Source organism: Candidatus Pelagibacter sp. HIMB1505, from assembly GCF_052047915.1.
Classification (GTDB): Bacteria; Pseudomonadota; Alphaproteobacteria; order Pelagibacterales; family Pelagibacteraceae; genus Pelagibacter; species Pelagibacter communis_A.
In genome coordinates this window covers 824,898-844,712 of record NZ_JBNAIR010000001.1, presented here as the reverse complement: position 1 = coordinate 844,712, position 19,815 = coordinate 824,898, and the positions used below count along the sequence as shown (strand labels likewise).

The 19,815-nt window shown below is 28.6% G+C and carries 18 protein-coding genes, 1 tRNA gene and 1 pseudogene; 7 read left to right on the top strand and 13 right to left on the bottom strand.

Features of this window, described 5'->3' with window-relative positions:
• Window positions 1-11: 11 nt before the first annotated feature.
• From rfbB to ACTTAU_RS04385, 3 genes are all read left to right on the top strand, one after another.
• Entirely contained in the window at window positions 12-1,025 is a 1,014-nt protein-coding gene (gene rfbB, locus ACTTAU_RS04395; RefSeq protein ID WP_438305193.1) for a dTDP-glucose 4,6-dehydratase, read from the top strand.
• Complete coding sequence (rfbA, locus tag ACTTAU_RS04390) at window positions 1,022-1,897, top strand: glucose-1-phosphate thymidylyltransferase RfbA (protein WP_438305196.1); 876 nt, start codon at window positions 1,022-1,024, stop codon at window positions 1,895-1,897. The genes rfbB and rfbA overlap by 4 nt, the downstream gene beginning before the upstream one ends.
• Before the next feature lie 220 nt (window positions 1,898-2,117).
• On the top strand, window positions 2,118-3,140 hold the full coding sequence (locus tag ACTTAU_RS04385; RefSeq protein WP_438305198.1) for a hypothetical protein: 1,023 nt from the start codon (window positions 2,118-2,120) through the stop codon (window positions 3,138-3,140).
• Between the two features lie 255 nt (window positions 3,141-3,395).
• Here the strand turns inward: ACTTAU_RS04385 and ACTTAU_RS04380 are convergent, their stop codons facing one another.
• The 5 genes from ACTTAU_RS04380 to ACTTAU_RS04360 form a co-directional block, all read right to left on the bottom strand.
• Entirely contained in the window at window positions 3,396-4,322 is a 927-nt protein-coding gene (locus ACTTAU_RS04380; protein WP_440632916.1) for a hypothetical protein, read from the bottom strand.
• A gap of 106 nt (window positions 4,323-4,428) precedes the next feature.
• Window positions 4,429-4,505: transfer RNA gene (locus tag ACTTAU_RS04375), tRNA-Met, on the bottom strand.
• Between the two features lie 68 nt (window positions 4,506-4,573).
• Entirely contained in the window at window positions 4,574-5,374 is an 801-nt protein-coding gene (locus ACTTAU_RS04370) for a class I SAM-dependent methyltransferase (protein ID WP_438305202.1), read from the bottom strand.
• A 17-nt stretch (window positions 5,375-5,391) separates the two neighbouring features.
• Window positions 5,392-6,183 (bottom strand): TauD/TfdA dioxygenase family protein, encoded by a 792-nt coding sequence (locus ACTTAU_RS04365; protein ID WP_438305204.1) that lies wholly within the window; start codon window positions 6,181-6,183, stop codon window positions 5,392-5,394.
• Window positions 6,184-6,212: 29 nt separating this feature from the next.
• Window positions 6,213-6,419, bottom strand: a complete 207-nt coding sequence (locus ACTTAU_RS04360; RefSeq protein WP_438305207.1) for a hypothetical protein — start codon at window positions 6,417-6,419, stop codon at window positions 6,213-6,215.
• A gap of 104 nt (window positions 6,420-6,523) precedes the next feature.
• On the opposite strand from ACTTAU_RS04360, the gene ACTTAU_RS04355 reads away from it, so the two are divergent.
• The gene (locus ACTTAU_RS04355; RefSeq protein ID WP_438305209.1) at window positions 6,524-7,375 is read left to right on the top strand and encodes a bile acid:sodium symporter family protein; all 852 of its coding nucleotides are present in this window, start codon (window positions 6,524-6,526) and stop codon (window positions 7,373-7,375) included.
• Here ACTTAU_RS04355 and ACTTAU_RS04350 read toward each other — a convergent pair.
• Genes ACTTAU_RS04350 through xsc form a run of 7 tightly spaced genes read right to left on the bottom strand, consistent with a single transcriptional unit; the run spans window position 7,372 to window position 16,443 of the window.
• Window positions 7,372-9,816 carry a GcvT family protein gene (locus ACTTAU_RS04350; protein WP_438305212.1) on the bottom strand — a complete coding sequence of 815 codons (2,445 nt, stop codon included), beginning with the start codon at window positions 9,814-9,816 and terminating at the stop codon, window positions 7,372-7,374. The genes ACTTAU_RS04355 and ACTTAU_RS04350 overlap by 4 nt on opposite strands.
• 50 nt (window positions 9,817-9,866) lie before the next feature.
• On the bottom strand, window positions 9,867-10,889 hold the full coding sequence (locus ACTTAU_RS04345; protein WP_438305214.1) for a hypothetical protein: 1,023 nt from the start codon (window positions 10,887-10,889) through the stop codon (window positions 9,867-9,869).
• Window positions 10,890-10,896: 7 nt separating this feature from the next.
• Window positions 10,897-12,732 (bottom strand): carbamoyltransferase family protein, encoded by a 1,836-nt coding sequence (locus ACTTAU_RS04340; RefSeq protein ID WP_438305216.1) that lies wholly within the window; start codon window positions 12,730-12,732, stop codon window positions 10,897-10,899.
• Window positions 12,733-12,882 (bottom strand): DUF5989 family protein, encoded by a 150-nt coding sequence (locus tag ACTTAU_RS04335; protein WP_198150120.1) that lies wholly within the window; start codon window positions 12,880-12,882, stop codon window positions 12,733-12,735. It lies immediately after the preceding gene.
• 1 nt (window position 12,883) lies between these two features.
• The gene (locus ACTTAU_RS04330; protein WP_438305219.1) at window positions 12,884-13,267 is read right to left on the bottom strand and encodes an SxtJ family membrane protein; all 384 of its coding nucleotides are present in this window, start codon (window positions 13,265-13,267) and stop codon (window positions 12,884-12,886) included.
• Window positions 13,268-13,314: 47 nt separating this feature from the next.
• On the bottom strand, window positions 13,315-14,619 hold the full coding sequence (locus ACTTAU_RS04325) for an NAD(P)/FAD-dependent oxidoreductase (protein ID WP_438305222.1): 1,305 nt from the start codon (window positions 14,617-14,619) through the stop codon (window positions 13,315-13,317).
• Between the two features lie 39 nt (window positions 14,620-14,658).
• Window positions 14,659-16,443, bottom strand: coding sequence for a sulfoacetaldehyde acetyltransferase (xsc, locus tag ACTTAU_RS04320; RefSeq protein WP_438305224.1), 1,785 nt, complete (start codon window positions 16,441-16,443; stop codon window positions 14,659-14,661).
• A gap of 123 nt (window positions 16,444-16,566) precedes the next feature.
• Between xsc and ACTTAU_RS04315 the strand changes: the two genes are divergently transcribed.
• From ACTTAU_RS04315 to ACTTAU_RS04305, 3 genes are read left to right on the top strand one after another with little or no spacing between them, the layout of a single operon-like run.
• Entirely contained in the window at window positions 16,567-16,851 is a 285-nt protein-coding gene (locus ACTTAU_RS04315) for a UxaA family hydrolase (RefSeq protein WP_438305225.1), read from the top strand.
• 6 nt (window positions 16,852-16,857) lie between these two features.
• Window positions 16,858-18,024, top strand: coding sequence for a UxaA family hydrolase (locus tag ACTTAU_RS04310; protein WP_438305227.1), 1,167 nt, complete (start codon window positions 16,858-16,860; stop codon window positions 18,022-18,024).
• A gap of 19 nt (window positions 18,025-18,043) precedes the next feature.
• A complete protein-coding gene (locus ACTTAU_RS04305) occupies window positions 18,044-19,117 on the top strand; it encodes a YeiH family protein (protein WP_438305229.1) in 1,074 nt (357 codons plus the stop codon).
• On the opposite strand, the pseudogene ACTTAU_RS04300 reads toward ACTTAU_RS04305, so the two are convergent.
• Window positions 19,114-19,815: pseudogene (locus tag ACTTAU_RS04300) on the bottom strand (HpcH/HpaI aldolase family protein); the annotation flags it as partial. The gene ACTTAU_RS04305 and the pseudogene ACTTAU_RS04300 overlap by 4 nt on opposite strands.

Sequence of the window (19,815 nt, the reverse complement as noted above, 5' to 3'; positions counted from 1 at the left end):
TTTAAGTATCTATGAAAAAAATTATAGTGACAGGTGGACTTGGATTTATTGGAAGTAATCTAATAGAATTGCTTTTAAATAAAAATTATTCAGTTCTTAATATAGACAAAGTAACTTATTCATCTAATTTTTATAATGTTAAGGAATTTGAAAATTCAAGAAGATATAAATTTATAAAACTTGATATTAAAGATAAAAAATTAAATAAGATAATTAATAACTATAAACCATCTGGTATCTTTAATTTAGCTGCAGAAACTCATGTTGATAGATCTATAGATAACCCTGAAAGCTTTATTCAAAGTAATATTGTTGGAGTTTATAATTTATTGGAGTGTTTTAAAAATTTTACAAAAAAAAATAAATCAAGACTAGTCCATATATCAACTGACGAAGTTTATGGTGATATTTTATCTGGTAGAACTTCTGAGGATTATCCCTATCAACCAAGCTCTCCATACGCAGCAAGTAAAGCTGCTTCAGATCATTTGGTGAGTTCTTACGTAAGAACTTATAACATACCTGCGATAGTGACAAATTGTTCAAATAATTATGGACCTAAACAACATCCTGAAAAACTAATACCAAAATTGATATATAATATTCTAAATAATAAACCTTTACCAATTTATGGAAAAGGAACTAATTCAAGAGAATGGATTTATGTCAAAGACCACTGTGAAGCTTTATTAAAAGTTTTTTTAAGAGGCAAAATTGGAGAATTTTATAATATTGGATCCAATAAAAATTTAAACAACCTTGAAGTTTGTTCCCAACTATTAAATGTTTCAAAAAAAATTGTAAAACTTGGAAATAATGTAAAAATAAATTTTGTTAAAGATCGTCCAGGACATGACATTAGATATGCTCTAAATAGTAATAAGATTATTAATAATATTAAATGGAAACCGAAAGTAAATTTTACTAATGGAATTAAACTTACATTCAATTGGTATAATAAAAATAAAACTTATTATAAAAACTTATTAAAAAAAGATATTATAAAAAGATTAGGAAAAGCATGATCAGAAAAGGCATCATATTAGCTGGTGGAAAAGGAACAAGGATGAGCCCCTTAACTAAAGCTGTAAACAAACAGCTTCTCCCTATTTATGACAAACCTTTAATTTTTTATCCATTGTCAATTTTGATGCTTGCTGGAATTAAAGATATATTAATTATTGTAAATGAAGGACAATTAGAGCAGTATAAAAAAATTATTCCTAATGGAGATAATTTAGGAATTAAAATTACATATTTAGAACAAAAAAAACCAAGAGGTTTACCTGATGCATTTGTAATAGGTGAAAAATTTATAGGTAAAAATAATGTTGCACTTATCCTTGGAGATAATTTTTTTTATGGGCAAAATCTAACTACAAAATTAAAAAAAAATACTAAGATTAAAAAAGGAGCAAGAGTAGTGCTTCACAAAGTTCAAAATCCTGAATCATTTGGCGTAGCAAAGGTAGATAAAAAAAATAATATTTTATCTATAAAAGAAAAACCTAAAAAATTTTTATCAGATTTAGCAATAACCGGATTATATTTTTTTGATAATAAAGTAGTTGAATTGGCAAAAAAACTTAAACCTTCTAAAAGAGGTGAAGTAGAGATTGTGGATTTATTAAACTTTTATAAATCAAAAAAACAATTAAATGCTGATATAATTGGTAGAGGTGGAGCATGGCTGGACACTGGAACTATAGAGGATTTTTATAAAACCTCAGCCTTTGTTTCTGCTATTGAGAACAGACAGGGTTTCAAAATTGCTTGTCTTGAAGAAATAGCCTTAATCAATAAATGGATTTCAAAAAGACAAATTTTAAATGCAATTAATTTTTATGGAAATTGTGAATATTCAACATACTTGAAAAAAATTATTAAAAAATCTTAAATGTGGTATCGGGAAATGGGATCGAACGACTGACCTCGGGTTTATGAGTCTATCGCCATGAACCCTGCTCTACTCATCTAGAACAATTACTCCTATAAATGCTCTCTTTCCTTTCTAGTGATATTGAATCAAATTAAAGAATCTTAGTCAAAAACCAATGTCATTGACGCGTATATGGGTCAAATATTTACAAATGTAAAAAAAATATTATCAATTTCTTATGAAAAAAATTTTAACATTATTAATTATATTTTTATTATCAATCTCTCCAGTTTATGCAAAAAAGGACAAAGGTGATAAAGGTGGCAAAGACAACTCTTCATCAAGTTCAAATTCTGGAAGCTCATCATCTTCATCAGGTTCAGGCAAATCAGAGTCTAAATCTGCAAAGTCTGAAACTAAAGCAGCAGAGAAAGCAGCAAAAGAAAAAACAAAATCATTAACTAAAAATGTTAAAGCACCTAAAGGAGCTAGCAAACAGGAGAAGGAAGAGGTTAAAGCAATAAATAAATCTTTAAAAGAAACTAGAAAACTTGAAAACAAATTAGCAAAAGCAAAAAATGAAGAACAAATACAAAAAGCGTTAGAAAATTTTGATAAAAAAGTTTCAAAAATTAATAACGGTCAGAAAGTTTCAACTTATGTAAAGGTTGCAAAAAGTTTAGGACTGAATGCTTCAATTGGTGCCTTACAAGCTAATTTTGGTACTCCACAAGAAACTGGAATTTTAGAATTACAAAATCAAATACAAGTATCCAATTCTCTAATTAGTTCACTACCAAATCAAATTCAATCAACTGAGTTAACTATTAATAACTTAAGTCAATCAATTTCAGAACTAAATGGATCAATTAATACTTTGCAAAATGAAATAGATGGATTGAATACACAGCTTAATCAAATAGATGAAGAATTAAAAAATACAGATCTAACTGAAGAACAGATTGAAGATTTAAATAACCAAAGAACTTCTATTGAAAATCAAATATCAGATACTCAAAATACACTAGATAGTTCTCAATCTGAATTAAATACAAATACTGATCAATTAAATACTTTAAACCAAAACTTAAATAACTTTCAAACAGAGTTGGATGCTGCAACAGCAAGTCTTCCCCAGTTAGAACAACAACTAGATGAGACAATTGAAAATGTTAATATTGGACAAAGAGATAGTGGATGGACTACAGTTAATCTAGATGCCAATAATGATGGCGTCATAGATGAAAATGATATTCAATAACTAATTTAATTAACACCTCAGAGACGCAAAACAGACTAATGCTTCTAGAATGGTAGCGGGAAGTGGGATCGAACCACTGACCTCGGGCTTATGAGTCTATCGCCATGAACCCTTGAGCCTACCTCTAGAACAATTACTCCTGTAAATGCTCTCTTTCCTTTCTATGCATATTGAATCAAATTAAAGAATCTTAGTCAAGAACCAATGTCATTGGAGCACTATTGGAGCAAATATATCTCCTTGTAAATTTAATTATTAAAAAATTCTTTCGAGGAATTTTATTAAAAATTCATTTTTTTCAACATACCTGGTAAAACACTTTGACTGTGGAATATTATGACCTTTATCACTTTCCATATTCCTATCAACATCTGCCCATGAACAACTATTTGGTTTAATATTACTATAATCAACAAAATTTATTTCTTTAAAATTTTTAAAAAAGGATAAAGTTTTAATATCTTCAAATTTATCTTTATTATGAGCAAACAAAATTGCTTTTAAATTTTTATTTCTATTCAAAATATCAATTTCTTTATCTCTTATTTTTCCCCATTCAGGGTATTTTTTCTGCCAACCATTTTTTTTTCCTGCAAAAGCAGGATTAATCGCTATAACTCCTTTTATTAATTCAGGAAACCTTGCCTGCAAATTTAAAGATGCCCATGCACCAGCAGAATAACCAGCTAAAATTATATTTTCAAAACCTAAGTCTTTAAATTTTTTTACTTCGTTAATAATTATATTTTGCCTTTTCAAATTTTTATACTCATCCTGTAAAATTATACTGCCAGTCTCTTTTAATTCTTTTCGATATTTCTTCATTGTCTTTAATGAAATTCCTTTAACACCTGAACACAATCGATAAATTCTAACGGTTAAATTATTTATTTTTTGATCATGTAGTTTTAATAATGCAGGTACAACTGCTCCTTTCCATAAATAACCTTTTGGGGGTTTTTTATTACAAGGATCAATCTTAAGATCATTTTCGCTACCATGATTATAAATTATTAAAATTGAATTTTTTATATCTTGAATTTTTTCTATAGAATAAGGACTTCCTTTATCATCAAAAAAACTATTATTTTTAGATAGTTTATCTAAATTTTTATAATCAGTAGTATGTGCAATAGAAATATTTAATAAAAAAATACTTATTAGAAGTAATAACAATCTCATAAATTGCAATCTACAATTAACAATCATCAATATGCAACAGGAAAAACATTTTTAATCTAATGTCATTGGAGCATATATGGAGCAAAATGATATCGATCGTCTAGAATGGTAGCGGGAAGTGGGATCGAACCACTGACCTCGGGCTTATGAGTCCCGCGCTCTAACCAACTGAGCTACCCCGCCAAAGAAAATGTTGTATAATATATTATAAATTATTTATCAAATTAATACTTGCATTAAGAGAAATTTGATTAAAACAATATCTTTCTTAGTAAAAATTTTAACTTTGCAACAACGTGTAAAACAAAATATTTCGTATTTTTGATAAATGTTCTTAGTTGAACTAGATTTTTTCCACTTACAAGTCTTCTATTATTAACAAGAATATTACTTTTCTCTAAATTCTCGTTTTTTCTAATTACTATTAGATTGTGGTAAAAATGAATCTCAGTAATATTTTTATCAAAAAAATCTGCTTTATAAAAAGGATTTTCAATTTCTTTATAATTAATTTTGTCTACGACTTTTTTGAAATAATTTATAACTGTACTTTGATTTAATAAATTAGCTCCATCTCCACCTAGCTCACGTATATATGATGATTGAGTATCTTCTATAAAATAGTAGCCTCCATTTTTTAATGAGTGAAAAATATGTTCAAATGAAAATTTGACATCTTTGTAATTATGAGAACCATCATCAATTATAAAATCAAATTTTTTATATTTATTAATTATCTTATCTAAAACTTTTGGGTCACTCTGTGATCCATGAAAAATTTTTACTCTTTTTCCTAATTTTAAATCTTTTTTAACTATATCTAACCCAACAATCATTCCTTTTTTAAAAAAATCTCTCCACATTCTTAATGACTCACCACCAGTTTTTAATCCTGAATATCCAACTTTAGGTTCAAGTCCACCTACACCGATTTCAAAAAGATTTATTTTTTTATTTTTTTTTGACTCCATGTATTTTTGATAAACTGGGGTGTAAAAATGAGAGCCATATTTATCAGACTTGTATTTGATAGCTAATTTATTTAAATTCATTTTATACTTTATATAGACTATTGAATTGTAATTCTATGCATTTTACGATTGCCATTAAATGAAGTTGCTTGGTGCAACATTGATCTGTTATCCCATATAGCTATCTGATCTTTTTCCCATTCTAAAGAAAATTGAAATTTCTTTTTTGTTTGATGTTTAAATAAAATATTTTTTAAATTTTTAAAATTTTTAATAGATTTATTGAAAGCAATTAAATGACCAGGGCTACAATAAATAGTTTTCTTACCATTAACTGATCTTATTATCTTATGTCTAGCAACTAATTCTTTTTTTAATACTCCTTTTTCTTTTGTTCTTTCAATAGTTGTGTTTGCAATTGGTCCATTTGAAGAAAAAGTTCCTTTTAAGTCTTTTAATTCATTTTTAAGTTTTAAAGGTAAATATTTGTAAGCTAAATATTGTGATGAAAAATCAGTATTACCTAATCCTTTCTTGGGTACAATTTTAGAAAATAGCATTGTAAATTTTGGTGGTCTTTTTGTGTAACTTGAATCAGTATGAAATTGTTCTCCAAAGTTTGGGCCTTTGTCTGTAGATTTTCTTTGAACAACAGTTATTTGAGGATATTTTTTACTTAGTCCTTTTAACCTTGGATAATAAGCAGGTTTTCCAAATATTGTTGAAAATTTTAAATATTCTTTAGAAGATAATTTTTGTTTTCTAAAATAAATTAAACCATATTTAATCAAACATGATTTGATCTTTATGATCTCAGTTTTTGTTAAGGATTTTAGATTACATTCAATTTCTGCAACTATATTATTTTTATTTGGAATAACTTTTATCATCCCAATTATTTAATACTAAAATTTAGATTTTAAAATATTAAAACACCAAATAAAACAGCTCCTAATAAAATTGCTGCAGTAAATAAAATTTTTTTTTGAAACTCTTTTCTTTTATTAACACTCACTCTATTCAATAAAATATTAATATTTGTGGATTTATTATGTTCATTATTCTCGCTCATTATTTCATGTCTTTTTATAATTTTATTTTTAAGCGATGAGAATGAATTTTGCATAAAGCACAATTAATCATCTAAAACTAAATTTTTCAATTATTTTTTACTCAAGAACAAATTTCAATTTCCTGGTATAACTTTTGAGTATAATTAGAATAATTTAAATGGAAATTGTAACAAAAATTGCTCCTTTAATCTTAGCATTAATAATGCTTGGTCTAGGTTTGGGTTTAAAATTTGAGGACTTCACTCGAGTATTAAAAGTACCTAAAGATTTTGTTATTGGTCTTTTTTCTCAATTAATAATTCTTCCAATTGTTGCATATGTATTAATTTTGATTTTAAAAACGCCACCAGAAATAGCTATTGGGGTTATGATAATTGCTGCAGCACCTGGAGGTGTTACCTCAAATATTTTAACTAAGTTTGCTAATGGTGATGTTGCTTTATCAGTATCTTTAACAGCAGTCATTAGCTTAATAAGCATTGTGAGTGTTCCTTTAATTATTTTTACTTCGGCTGATTTATTTGGAATAACAAATGTTGCTCAAAATATTTCAATGCTAGGGATAGCTCTAAAAATGTTTCTAGTCGTAACAGTTCCAGTAATTTTAGGAATGATTATAAGAAAATATTCTGAAAACTTTATTTCTTCAAAAGTAGAAATATTTAATAAATTAAACATAATTTTTTTTGTTATTTTTTTTATTGCTGCATTTTACGAGGAGAGAGAAAACTTAATTAATTTTATAATCCAAGCAGGTTTAATTTCTTTAATTTTGAATATATCAATGATGGTAATTGCTTATTATTTAGCAAAAACTTTTGCCTCTGGAATTAAGCAGCAAAAATGTATTGCATTAGAATGTGGTTTGCAAAATGGAACTTTGGCAATATTTGTCTCAACTCAGATATTTGGCACTGATATATTGTATGCAATTCCAACCGGCGCTTATGCGATAATTATGTATATTACTGGATTGTTGTTTGTATTTTTTTTAAAGAATAAGTCTTAACTATTCTTAAAATCTGTTTGCTTCAAAGGTTTAAGTAATAATTCTATTGGATATTTTTTCTTTTCAACTTCAATAAATAGATTTTTAGATTGAATCTCTTCGTTAGTATGATTATTTTTTATATATCCAAAAGATAGATTTTTTTTGAAATTAAATGAATAGTTTCCGGATGTTGTTCTTCCTATAATTTTATCATCTAGATAAATTGGTTCATCATGCAACAATAATGGTTCACCAGGTTTGTTGTCTTTTAGAATAAACATTGCAAATTTTCGATCTACTTTTTGATCTTTAATTTTTAGTAATGCTTCTTTACCAATAAAATCCGTATCTTTTTTATAACTAATTGTAAAATTTAAGCCTGCTTGATATTGATTTTCTTCTGGCGAAATGTCATGTCCCCAATGTAGAAAGCCACTTTCCATCCGCATTGTATCTAAGGCATGCATACCACAATTTGATAAGTTAAATTCTTTACCTTTTTCCACTATTAACTCATAAATCTTTTTTGCATCATTAGTTTTTACATATAATTCAAATCCAAGTTCACCCACATAAGATAATCTTTGAGCCCAAATCTTTATTCCTTCAATTTCAATATTTTTGGAAGTTGCAAATTTAAAGTTTTCATTACTAAAATCATCAGTGCTTAAAGCTTGCATTAAAGATCTACTTTTTGGTCCAAATAAACCAAATACACAATAATCATCAGTTATATCAACTAGGTCAACACCATTAGATAAATGTTTTCTAATATGAAATTTATCTCTTTCCCTTGTTGCAGCTGAACTAATAATCCTAAAATGATTTTCATTAATACAAACAATTGTTAAATCAGTTTCAATTCCTCCATCTGAATTTAGCATATGAGTATAAGTACACTTTCCAATTTCTTTTTTTATATTTGATGTGCAAATTTTTTGTAATTCTGCATGTGCTTTATCTGATTTAATTTCAAATTTTGAAAAGGGTGTTAAATCATATAATCCAACATTCTTAAGTGTATTATTTGTTTCATATTCAACCGATGGATACCAATTTTGATAATTGTAACTGTAATTATATTCTGCTTTTTCTCCATCTAATGAAAACCACATGGGTCTTTCATATCCAGCTGAAACTCCAAAACATGCACCAAAGCTTTTTAATTGATCATGATAGGGAAGTGTTTTTACATTTCTAGAGGTTTTATGTTGTTTGAAAGGCCAATGCATTCCATATAAATCTCCAAGACTTTCAGTTATTCGATCTTTGATAAAACTTAACTCTGAATGAAACTTTTGAAATCTTTTAATATCATAATTAAAAATATCTTCATTAATATGACCTGTCATTAACCACTCTGCAGTTACTTTCCCAACTCCCCCACCACTACCAATTCCAATACTATTTAAACCACAACTTAAAAATAAATTTTTAACCTCAGGCACTTCTCCAAGTAAAGTATTGGTATCTGGAGTAAATGATTCTGGACCTGCAAAAAATTTTCTAATTCCAACTTTTTCTAAAACTGGAAATCTTTTCATTGAAGCTTCCAAGTAAGGCTCAAAATGATCAAAATTTTCAGGAAACTCTCCAAATGAAAAATCATTTGGTACTCTATTAGTTTTATCAAATGCAGGAATTGATTTTCCCTCAAATATTCCAATTAATAATTTTCCAGCATCCTCTTTAAAATAGGTGCTACTATCAAAGTCTCTAATAACAGGTAAAGTTTTTGGTAACTCTTCAATTGGTTCGGTAATGACATAAAAATGTTCTGCAGGATATAAAGGAATACTAACCCCCATATTTTCACCAATTTGTCTAGACCACATCCCAGTTGCAAGTACAATATACTCACATTCTATTTCTTGTCCATTTACTCTAACACCTGCAACTCTACCATTTTTAGTCAATATCTTTTCAACTGGAGATTTTTCAAAAATTTGTGCACCATTCAATCTTGCACCTTTTGCAAGCATATGTGTTACACCACTTGGATCGGCTGCACCATCACCAGGCATCAATACTCCACCCTTAAGATCATCTGTAAAAACCATTGGGTAATTTTTCTTTATTTCGTCTTTATCTAATATTTTAATATCAACATCATAAAGTTGAGCAGTTGTTGCTTGTCTTTTAAGTTCTTGCCAACGTCCATCGGTTTGAGCAATTGAAAGTGCACCATTTAATCTTAAACCCGCTGAATGATCTACTTCTTTTTCTAATTTTTTATAGAGGTCTAAACTATATTTTCTAATTTTTGTTACTGCTGCAGTTGGACCTAACTGGCTTACTAAACCTGCTGCATGCCAAGTCGTACCCGAAGTTAATTGATCTCTTTCAAGAATGACAACATCTTTCCAACCAAATTTAGTTAAATGATAAGCTACAGAACAGCCTATTACACCACCGCCAATTACAACAACTTTAGTATTTCTGGGTAATTTTTTAGACATTCATTAAAAGTATATCACAGTATTAATAAAAAAGATTAGTCAAAAAATTATTAAAATTTAAATTCATTTATATATTCATGGAGAAAAGGAAATATTGTCTCAGCAATTCTTTTAGAACCCTGTGGTGTTGTATGAACTGTGTCATAAAAATCATTTTTTTTCATTTCAATTATTTCATCCAAGGCAATTAATGGATAATTGTTTTTTATTGAAAATTTTTTTAATTCATTATTTACTGCAAATAATCTTTCATCTTTTAGACCGTTAAACATTATCTGTGTAATAAAAATTGGTTTTATTTTTTCTTTATCTAAAATTCTTTTGAGTTTTATTAATTTATTATGAAATGTTTGAGCTAAGATTAAATTTTCTTTTTTTAAATTTTTATATAAAAGTTCAGCTTTTTTAAAGTTTATATATTCAAAATTTTCATATAATAAATCATTAGTTAAATCGTAAGCAAAAGTATTTTTTGGAAAATATTTATTTTTGATTATTTTAAACTTATCATAAAAAAAACTATTATTTTTTATGTAATCTTTAACTTTATCAATTTTTTTTTCACTAATTTTATTATCTAAATAAAAGTTTCCATTTAATGATCTATCGTTTACACCGATATAGAAAATAACTACTTCTGGATTTAAATTAGGAATATTTGGAAACCAATTGATAAAATCATTTATATATCCATTGAGAGATTTGCCATCAGTTGAAGCATTATAAATTTTATAATCTGTTTCAGATTCTTTAAATTTTTTATTAATTATACCTACAATTGTTAAATCATCAGGGGTAAAACGTTGATTTCCTGTGCTACCACCTTCAAAAATTATTTTAACATTTTTTGGATCAAATTCCTCATTTCTAAAACCCCAATAATTTCTTTTATAAAAAAAGGAATAGTCTTTGTTATTGAAATTTGAATTTGTTTGCCAATATAATTTTCTTTCTTTTCGCATATATATGCCAAAATTCTCATCCTTAAACCAATATCCAAAAAAAAATTCAAATAAAATTATTAATAAAAAAAAAATTAAAAAATTAAAAAATATAATCTTTGAAAGTTTCATTTGAATCTTAATCTAGCTCAAATTCAGTCTTATAATCTTTTTTCAAATTTAAATTCTGTTTTGTTTTGTCAAGAATACTATTGCCAATTATAAGATAATCTAAATCAGTTGCCATAAAACAGTTAAAAGCATCTGTAGGAGTGTTTACTATTGGCTCTCCTCTTACATTAAAAGAGGTATTTACTATCACTGGACAACCTGTTTTTTCTTTAAATTTAGAAATTAAATCATAATAACGACTATTAATTTCTTTTGAAACTGTCTGAACTCTGGCTGAATAATCAACATGAGTTACTGCTGGAATTTTTGATCTTTTTATATTCAACTTATCTATGCCAAAAAGTTTTTTTTGTTCACTAGTCATTTCAATTTTTTTTTTTAAATTAATTTCTGCAACTAACAACATATAAGGGCTGTCAACATTCATATCAAACCATTCTGATAAATCTTCTCTAATCACTGATGGCGCAAATGGTCTAAAACTTTCTCTATATTTTACTTTGAGATTTAAGTTTCTTTGCGTTTTATCAGATCTTGGATCACCCAAAATAGATCTTGCACCTAAAGCTCTAGGTCCAAATTCCATTCTACCTTGAAACCATCCTAAAGCTTTTTCTTTGGACAAAAATTCTGCAGATTTTTCTATTAATTCATCATATTTAAGTGTTTCAAATTTTGCTCCTACCTTTATTAAATCTTTTTCAATTTCATCTTGACTAAATTCAGTTCCTAAATATGAACCTTTCATTTTATCATTTAAACTTACCAATCTTTTATTACCTTGATCAATATGCCATAAAGCTAAGGCAGCACCTAAGGAACCACCTGCATCTCCAGCAGCTGGTTGAATCCAAATATTATCAAAAATTTTTTCTTTAAGAATTTTTCCATTTGCAACACAATTTAATGCTACACCCCCAGCTAAACATAAATTTTTAATACCGTATTCTTTTCGAATTGATTTTGATAAATTAATCATAATTTCTTCAGTAACTTTTTGAATTGACGCTGCAATATCCATATGAAATTGTTCAATATTTTCTTTTTGGGGATTACGTGGTTTTTTGCCAAACAATTTTTCAAATTTTTTATTTGTCATGGTAAGACCAGTTGCATAATTGAAATATTTTTGATCTAATCTAAAGCTTCCATCTTCTTTTAAGTCCATTAAATGTTTTATTTTATCTTCATAAATAGGTTCACCATAAGGTGCCAGACCCATTAATTTATATTCCCCACTATTAACTTTAAAACCTGTATAATATGTAAAAGCAGAATAAAGTAGCCCAAGTGAATGGGGGAAATGAATTTCTTTTTTAATCTCTAGATTTTGATTTTTACCAACAGCCACTGTAGTTGTTGCCCATTCACCTACTCCGTCTGCAGTTAGAATAACTGCCTCTTCAAAAGGTGATGGATAAAAAGCACTTGCGGCATGACTAAGATGATGGTCAGAAAAAAAAATATTTTTATCCGATACATAATCCTCATCATGTTCTTTAAGATTATTAAACAGTAAATTTTTTTGAAAAAGCTTATCTTTAATCCATAAAGGCATTGCCTTACTAAATGATAAAAAGCCTTTTGGAGCAAACGCTACATAAGTTTCTAACAATCTTTCAAATTTAAGAAATGGTTTTTCAAAAAAAACAATTTGATCGATTTCACTCAATTTCAAATTTGCAAATTTTAAAACAAAATCAATTGCATTTTTTGGATAACTTGAATCATGTTTTTTTCTTGTAAATCTTTCCTCTTGAGCAGCAGCGATTATCTCTCCATTAATTAAAAGAGTAGCAGCGCTATCATGATAAAAAGCTGATATACCTAAAATTTTAGACACTTAAAATATTGTATATATAAAAGGTGCTACTGCAGATCCTTGAGTTAAGACAATCAAACCACCAAATAAAACCAAGACTAAAATAATAGGTAAAAGCCAATACTTTTTCCTAATTTTTAAAAATTCCCAAAATTCTTTAATAAAACTCATTTCAAAATTGATTTTTCATTTTACTTTTTGGACCAGTTTTTTCAATCCAATATGATTTATCATTATTAAATTTGAGATTTAATAAATCTTTATTTAAAACTTTCATAAGAATTGCAATAGGTGTAACAACTATAAAAAAAATTAATCCCATAATTATTGGGGAAATTGTTTTGCCCAAAAAAGTGCCAAATTTAAACCAAAGCTTATTGAGTGGTGTTAAAATTCTTGAGTTAACTAACCCTAATATCAAAAAAATTAAAGATAAAATTAATGACCAATACCTAATAACACTGTCATGAATTAAGGGATATAAAGCGATTATTAAAAAAAAGACAAAAAATACTATACCAAAACTTTTGTTTGTGCTTTTATTAATATCATTCATATGGTTACTTATGCTTATCTAAAAATTTATTACAATAATTTTATATTTTACAAATCATTTTTTGCTCTAAATCTTTCATATTGAAGTTTAATTTTTGCTCCAAAATTTAATATGAAATCTGGAGGAAATTTAGTTACATTTATTTTTTTCTCAATAACTTTTATTTCTTTTGACGTTTTACCAGATGCTTTGATAGCTATTTGTTCTCCGAATAAAGTACCAACCCCAATACCAGAACCATTATAACAACCTGCAACAAATACATTATCATCTATTTTTTCAAAAATTTGTGAACTATTTCTTGTCCTTGAAACAATGCCAGACCACGTTGACTCAATTATATTATCTGGTAATTGAGGAAATCTTTTTTTAATTCCAATCTTTTGTATTTTTGCTCTTTTTTCTAATTCTTGTTTTGTCATTTGAAAAGGATTTAGAAACTCAGCAGTATTTCTAATAAGAATCCTTCTATTTCTAGTCATTCTTATTGTGGCCCCCATAGGTCTAACAGGCAAAAGACCCCATTCCTTTGGACTTCCTATATTTGCATATTCTTTGTCACTCAAAGGCCTTGTCATACTTGCGGTTAACGTTAATGGAAAATTATAATTTTTTTTAATACCAAGAGATTTTAAAAATCCATTTGTAGCAAATATAATTTTTTTTGTTTTTATTGTTCCTTTTTTAAATTCACAAATAATTTTACCACTATTAATTTTCCAATTAATTAGAAATGAATTTTCAATTAGATTGACATTACTTGGTAGCGTATCAATCATTGCTCTTACTAATTTTCCAGGATGTAATAAAATTCCACCTTTTGTATAAAGGCCAATATTATAAAAATCTGTACCTAATCTTTTTTTAAGATCTTTATTAAATAATAGTTCATTTTCAAAATTTAAATTCGATAATATTTTAGAAAAATTTTCTAAAATTTTTTTATCTTCAAATTTGGAAGATGCATAATATTTTCCAGATTCATTGAAATCACAATCAACCTGATATTCTTTTATAAATTTTTTAACTGCTTGAATTCCTAATTGATAAATATGTGTCTTTTTTTTATAATTTTCTAAATCTTTATTAGAAGTAAACCCATCATTAAGTGTTGTATCAACTAAATAACCTGAATTTCTTGAACTTGCACCTTCACCAGCTAACTGTGCATCAACTAAAGTGATTATTTTATTTGGATATATTTCTCCTAACTTTCTTGCGGCTGATAATCCTGTAAAACCTGCACCAATGATTAACCACTCACAATCAATGTCATTTGTAAGAGATTTTATATCTGTTCTTGATTCAAGATCATTAATCCAAGAACAGAAATCATCATTACTTACTTCCATTAAGTAAGTTTATAGTAACTATTTTAAATATAGTAGTCTTTAAGAAACCAAAGAAGGTTGTTTTTTCATATCTTCTTTGTTGATACCAGCAACTCTTACTGGTTTCTTCATTGCATCTCTTCTAAATGGTTCACCAAGCTCTTGGTTTAGAATTACTTCAATAAATGTTGTAATTCCTTTTTTTTGATCTTCACAAGATTGCTTGATTGCATTTGTAGTTTCTTCCATTGTTCTAACAGTAACACCCTTTAATCCACAAGCATCAGCTACTTTTGCGTAGCTTAATTCTGGATCAAGTTCTGTTCCAACAAAGTTATTATCAAACCATAAAGTAGTATTTCTTTTTTCAGCTCCCCACTGGTAATTTCTAAAAATTACCATAGTAATTGCTGGCCATTCTTTTCTGGCACATGAGCTCATTTCATTCATGCTGATACCGAAAGCACCATCACCAGCAAATCCTATAACTGGAGTTTCAGGACAACCAATTTTAGCTCCTAAAATTGCTGGAAAACCATAACCGCATGGACCAAACAATCCTGGCGCTAAATATTTTCTTGGTTTTTCAAATGTTGGATAAGCATTTCCAATTGCACAATTGTTTCCAATATCACTAGAAATAATCACATCATCTGGCATACCTGCTTGAATTGCTCTCCAAGCTTGTCTTGGCGACATTCTATCAGCATCTCTTTCTCTTGCTTCCTTATTCCAAACTGTTCCTTCATCATCGTCTTCATGATCAAGACTTGAAAGTTTTTGTAACCAAGCTGATTTAGTTTGATGAATTAAATCTTTTCTTGTCTGTCGATCAGTATCACCCGCACCAGATGAAAGTTTTTCAAGAATCTGCGTTGCAACTAGTTTTGCATCTCCACTAATTCCAACAGTTACTTTTTTAGTTAATCCAATTCTATCAGGATTAATATCTACTTGAATGATACTTGCACTCTTTGGCCAATAATCAATTCCATATCCAGGTAATGTAGAAAATGGATTTAATCTTGTACCAAGCGCTAAAACAACATCAGCTTTAGAAATTAATTCCATAGCTGCTTTTGAACCATTATAACCTAGTGGTCCAACTGCTAAAGGATGACTTCCAGGAAAACTATCATTATGTTGGTAACCTGAACATACTGGTGCATCTAATTTTTCAGCAAGTTTTTTTGTTTCTTCTATTGCCCCACCAATTACAACACCTGCTCCAGATAAAATCACTGGAAATTTTGCTTTTGATAAGAGATCAGCTGCTTTCGTAATTGCATCAGTACCACCACTTTGTCTTTCAAGCCTTACAATTGGAGGAAGATCAATATCAATAACTTGTGTCCAATAATCTCTTGGTACATTTATTTGAGCTGGAGCTGAGCCTCTGATAGCTTTTTCAATAACTCTATTCAACACTTCTGCCATTCTTGATGGATCTCTTACCTCTTCTTGATAGCAAACCATATCTTTGAATAAGTTCATTTGTTCAACCTCCTGGAAACCTCCTTGACCCATAGTTTTATTTGCAGCTTGAGGTGTAACCAATAATAAAGGTGTATGGTTCCAATACGCGGTTTTAATAGGAGTAACTAATCCTGTTATACCAGGACCGTTCTGTGCAATAACCATTGACATTTTTCCAGTTGCTCTAGTGTATCCGTCTGCAATCAATCCACCGTTAGTTTCATGAGCAACATCCCAAAAAGTTATTCCAGCATCAGGAAAAATATCTGATATAGGCATAAATGCAGAACCAATAATACCAAAAGCATGCTCAATACCATGCATTTGCAAAACTTTTACGAAAGCTTCTTCAGTTGTCATTTTAGCCATAAATTATTCTCCTTAATATTTTCTTTTTAATTTTGTATGTAAAATTTATAAAAATTAATTTGTTAATCTGCGCGATTAATATATAAGTTTTTCAAAATTTCAAACAAACAAATCGACACTAATATGGCTACAGATATAATTATACATGATGAAAAAGACAACGTAGGTGTTGTTGTTATAGAAAAAATTACACCAAAACAGGATTGTTCTTGCTGGATTATGGAAAATGATAAGACAGTAAATATTCAATCTGTGGATGAAATACCTTTAGGGCATAAAATCGCAATGATCGACCTAAACGAAGGCGACACTATTCTAAAATATGGCCATGATATTGGTAAAGTAGTTAAATCAATAAAAAAAGGTGAACATGTTCACGTTCACAATGTTAAAACAAAGAAGTGGTAGGAAATTATGGAAATCCCAAAAAGTTTTTTAGGTTATAAGAGAGAAAATGGAAGAGCTGGTACTAGAAACCATGTAATCATTCTTCCTGTTGATGATATTTCAAATGCGTGTGCTGAAGCTGTTGCAAATAATATTAAAGGTACGATCGCTCTTCCTCATTCTTATGGAAGATTACAATTTGGAGCAGATTTAGAATTACACTTTAGAACTATGATTGGAACAGGTAAAAATCCAAACGTAGCTGCTGTAATTGTAATTGGTATTGAGCCTAAATGGACAAAAAGAATTGTCGATGAAATTGCAAAAACTGGAAAACCTGTTGAGGGATTTCACATTGAAAGAACCGGTGATATCGGAACAATTATGAAAGCTTCTAAAAAAGCTCAAGAGTTTGCAATGTGGGCATCTGAAAAACAAAGAGAAGAATGTCCATTAAGTGATTTATGGATTTCTGTGAAATGTGGAGAGTCTGATACAACATCAGGATTAGCTGCGAACCCAACAGTTGGAAATCTAATGGATAAATTAGAGCCATTAGGAGTTCATTTATGCTTTGGAGAAACATCTGAATTAACAGGTGCTGAACAAGTTTGTGCCACAAGAGGTGCAACTAAAGAAGCTTCAGATAAATTTATGAAAACATGGAGTGACTACAATGATTTCATTTTAAAAGAAGCAACAGATGACTTATCAGAAAGTCAACCAACAGCTGGAAATATTGCAGGTGGACTAACAACTATTGAAGAAAAAGCTTTCGGTAATTTCCAAAAAATTGGGTCTAGAAAATTTATTGATGTTTTAGAACCAGCAGAAGAACCTACAAAAGGTAAAGGTTTATATTTTATGGATACTTCTTCTGCAGCAGCAGAGTGTATTACGCTTCAAGCAGCAGCTGGATTTAATATTCATTTATTTCCAACAGGACAAGGAAATATTGTTGGAAACCCAATTGAACCAGTTGTGAAATTAACTGCAAACCCTATCACCGTAGCTGGTATGGGAGAACACATTGATTGTGATGTATCAAAAATTCTATCAAGAGAGATGAATTTAGATCAAGCTGGAGATGAATTAATTAAATCAATGTTAAGAGTAGCTAACGGAAGATTAACTTGTGCTGAAGCTTTAGGTCATAAAGAATTTGTTATGACTAAGCTTTACAGAAGTGCTTAGAATTTAATAATCAAAATTAATGTTAAAAAATAAATACCTGGTAGTGATACCAGGTATAGTCCTTGCATTCGTTCTTTATACCCTATCTCAAGGTTTCAATAATATAATTGGAATTGAGCTGCTTGGTTACGAAAAGAGCCCGATTTCAACAGCAATGATTGCTATCTTAATTGGTATTTTTTTTGGAAATATTTTCCAAGTCAGAGAAATGACAAGTATTGGATTAGATTTTACCCAAAAATATATATTAAAATTAGGAATTATTTGTTTAGGTATTCAACTAAAACCTTTCGAATTTTTAGAATTTGGAAAGATTGCAATCCCATTAATTATAATTTGCATAATAAGTGTTTTGGTTGTTGTTAAATTACTTATTAAGAAACTCAAAATTCCAAGACATATGGCTTATTTGATTTCAATTGGTAGTACAGTTTGTGGAACAACAGCAATTATGGCAACCGCTCCAGTTATTAAAGCCAAAAAAAATGAAATTTCTTATGCAATAGCAAATATTACGGTTTTTGGAATTTTATCAATGTTGATATATCCATATTTTGCTAACTATTATTTTGAAAGTGATCCTTTACAGATTGGATTATTTTTAGGCACATCTATCCATGAAACATCACAAGTAGCAGCTGCAGGATTAATATATGATCAACAGTTCAATAGTCCTGAAACACTCAATGTTGCAACAGTAACCAAACTAATTAGAAATACATTTTTAGTAATTATGATACCTTTATTTGCATATCTTTATAATAGAGGTGAAGCTAAAGAAAAAAATTATTCTATAATTAAAATTTTCCCTTATTTTGTGCTTGGATTTGTTGGGATGATCATTTTTAGAAATATTGGTGATCATTTATTTTTAGAAACTAATTTATCACAAAATTGGTCTCAAAAAGTTGATATTATAAAATCTAGCTCTAAAGTTTTTCTTACAATGGCTATGGCCGCGATTGGTTTATCCACTAATCTAAGAGGCTTGAAAACAATGGGGTACAAACCTTTTCTGGTTGGATTTATTGCTATGACTACAGTTGGTTTAGTAAGTTTGATAACTATTAATATAGCTTATTTAATATTCTAAACTTTTAATTTAAAAGAATTTTTTAATTCGTCAGCAGCCTTGGCTAATAACGCAGAATCCGCACCACAACCAACAAAATCAAAACCTAAATCTATACATCTTTGAACTAGATTAGGTTTTCCTAATATAGTTCCAACTGGAATATTTTCTGATTTCAATTTTATTAAAGTTTTCTCAATTAATAACCATAAATCCTTGTTTTCAAAGTCTGCCAATATATTCATATCGGCAGATAAATCAGCTGGACCAATAAATACTGCTGAAACACCTTCGGTAGTAGCAATTGAAATGCAATTTTTCATTGCCTCTTGTGTTTCAAGTTGTGGTATTAAGCAAATTTGATCCTCTATTTCTTTTAAGTAATTAATTTATCTACCATAATCATCTCCTCTATGATTAAATGCTACTCCTCTAATACCTTTAGGAGGATAGAAACATGCTTTAACAGCTTTTTCTGCATCTTCTTTATTATTTATCATTGGAACAATTAAAGTATTAAAACCATAGTCTAATAGTAGTTTCACTGACAAAGGATCATTCCATGGGATCCTGACTAATACTGATGATTTTCCTTTTGATTCTATTGCTTGTGTTTGACTTACAACAGTTTTTAGATCATTTGGTGCATGTTCCATATCTAGAACAATCCAATCAAATCCAGAGCCACCAATAATATCTGCTGATATATCGCTACAAAG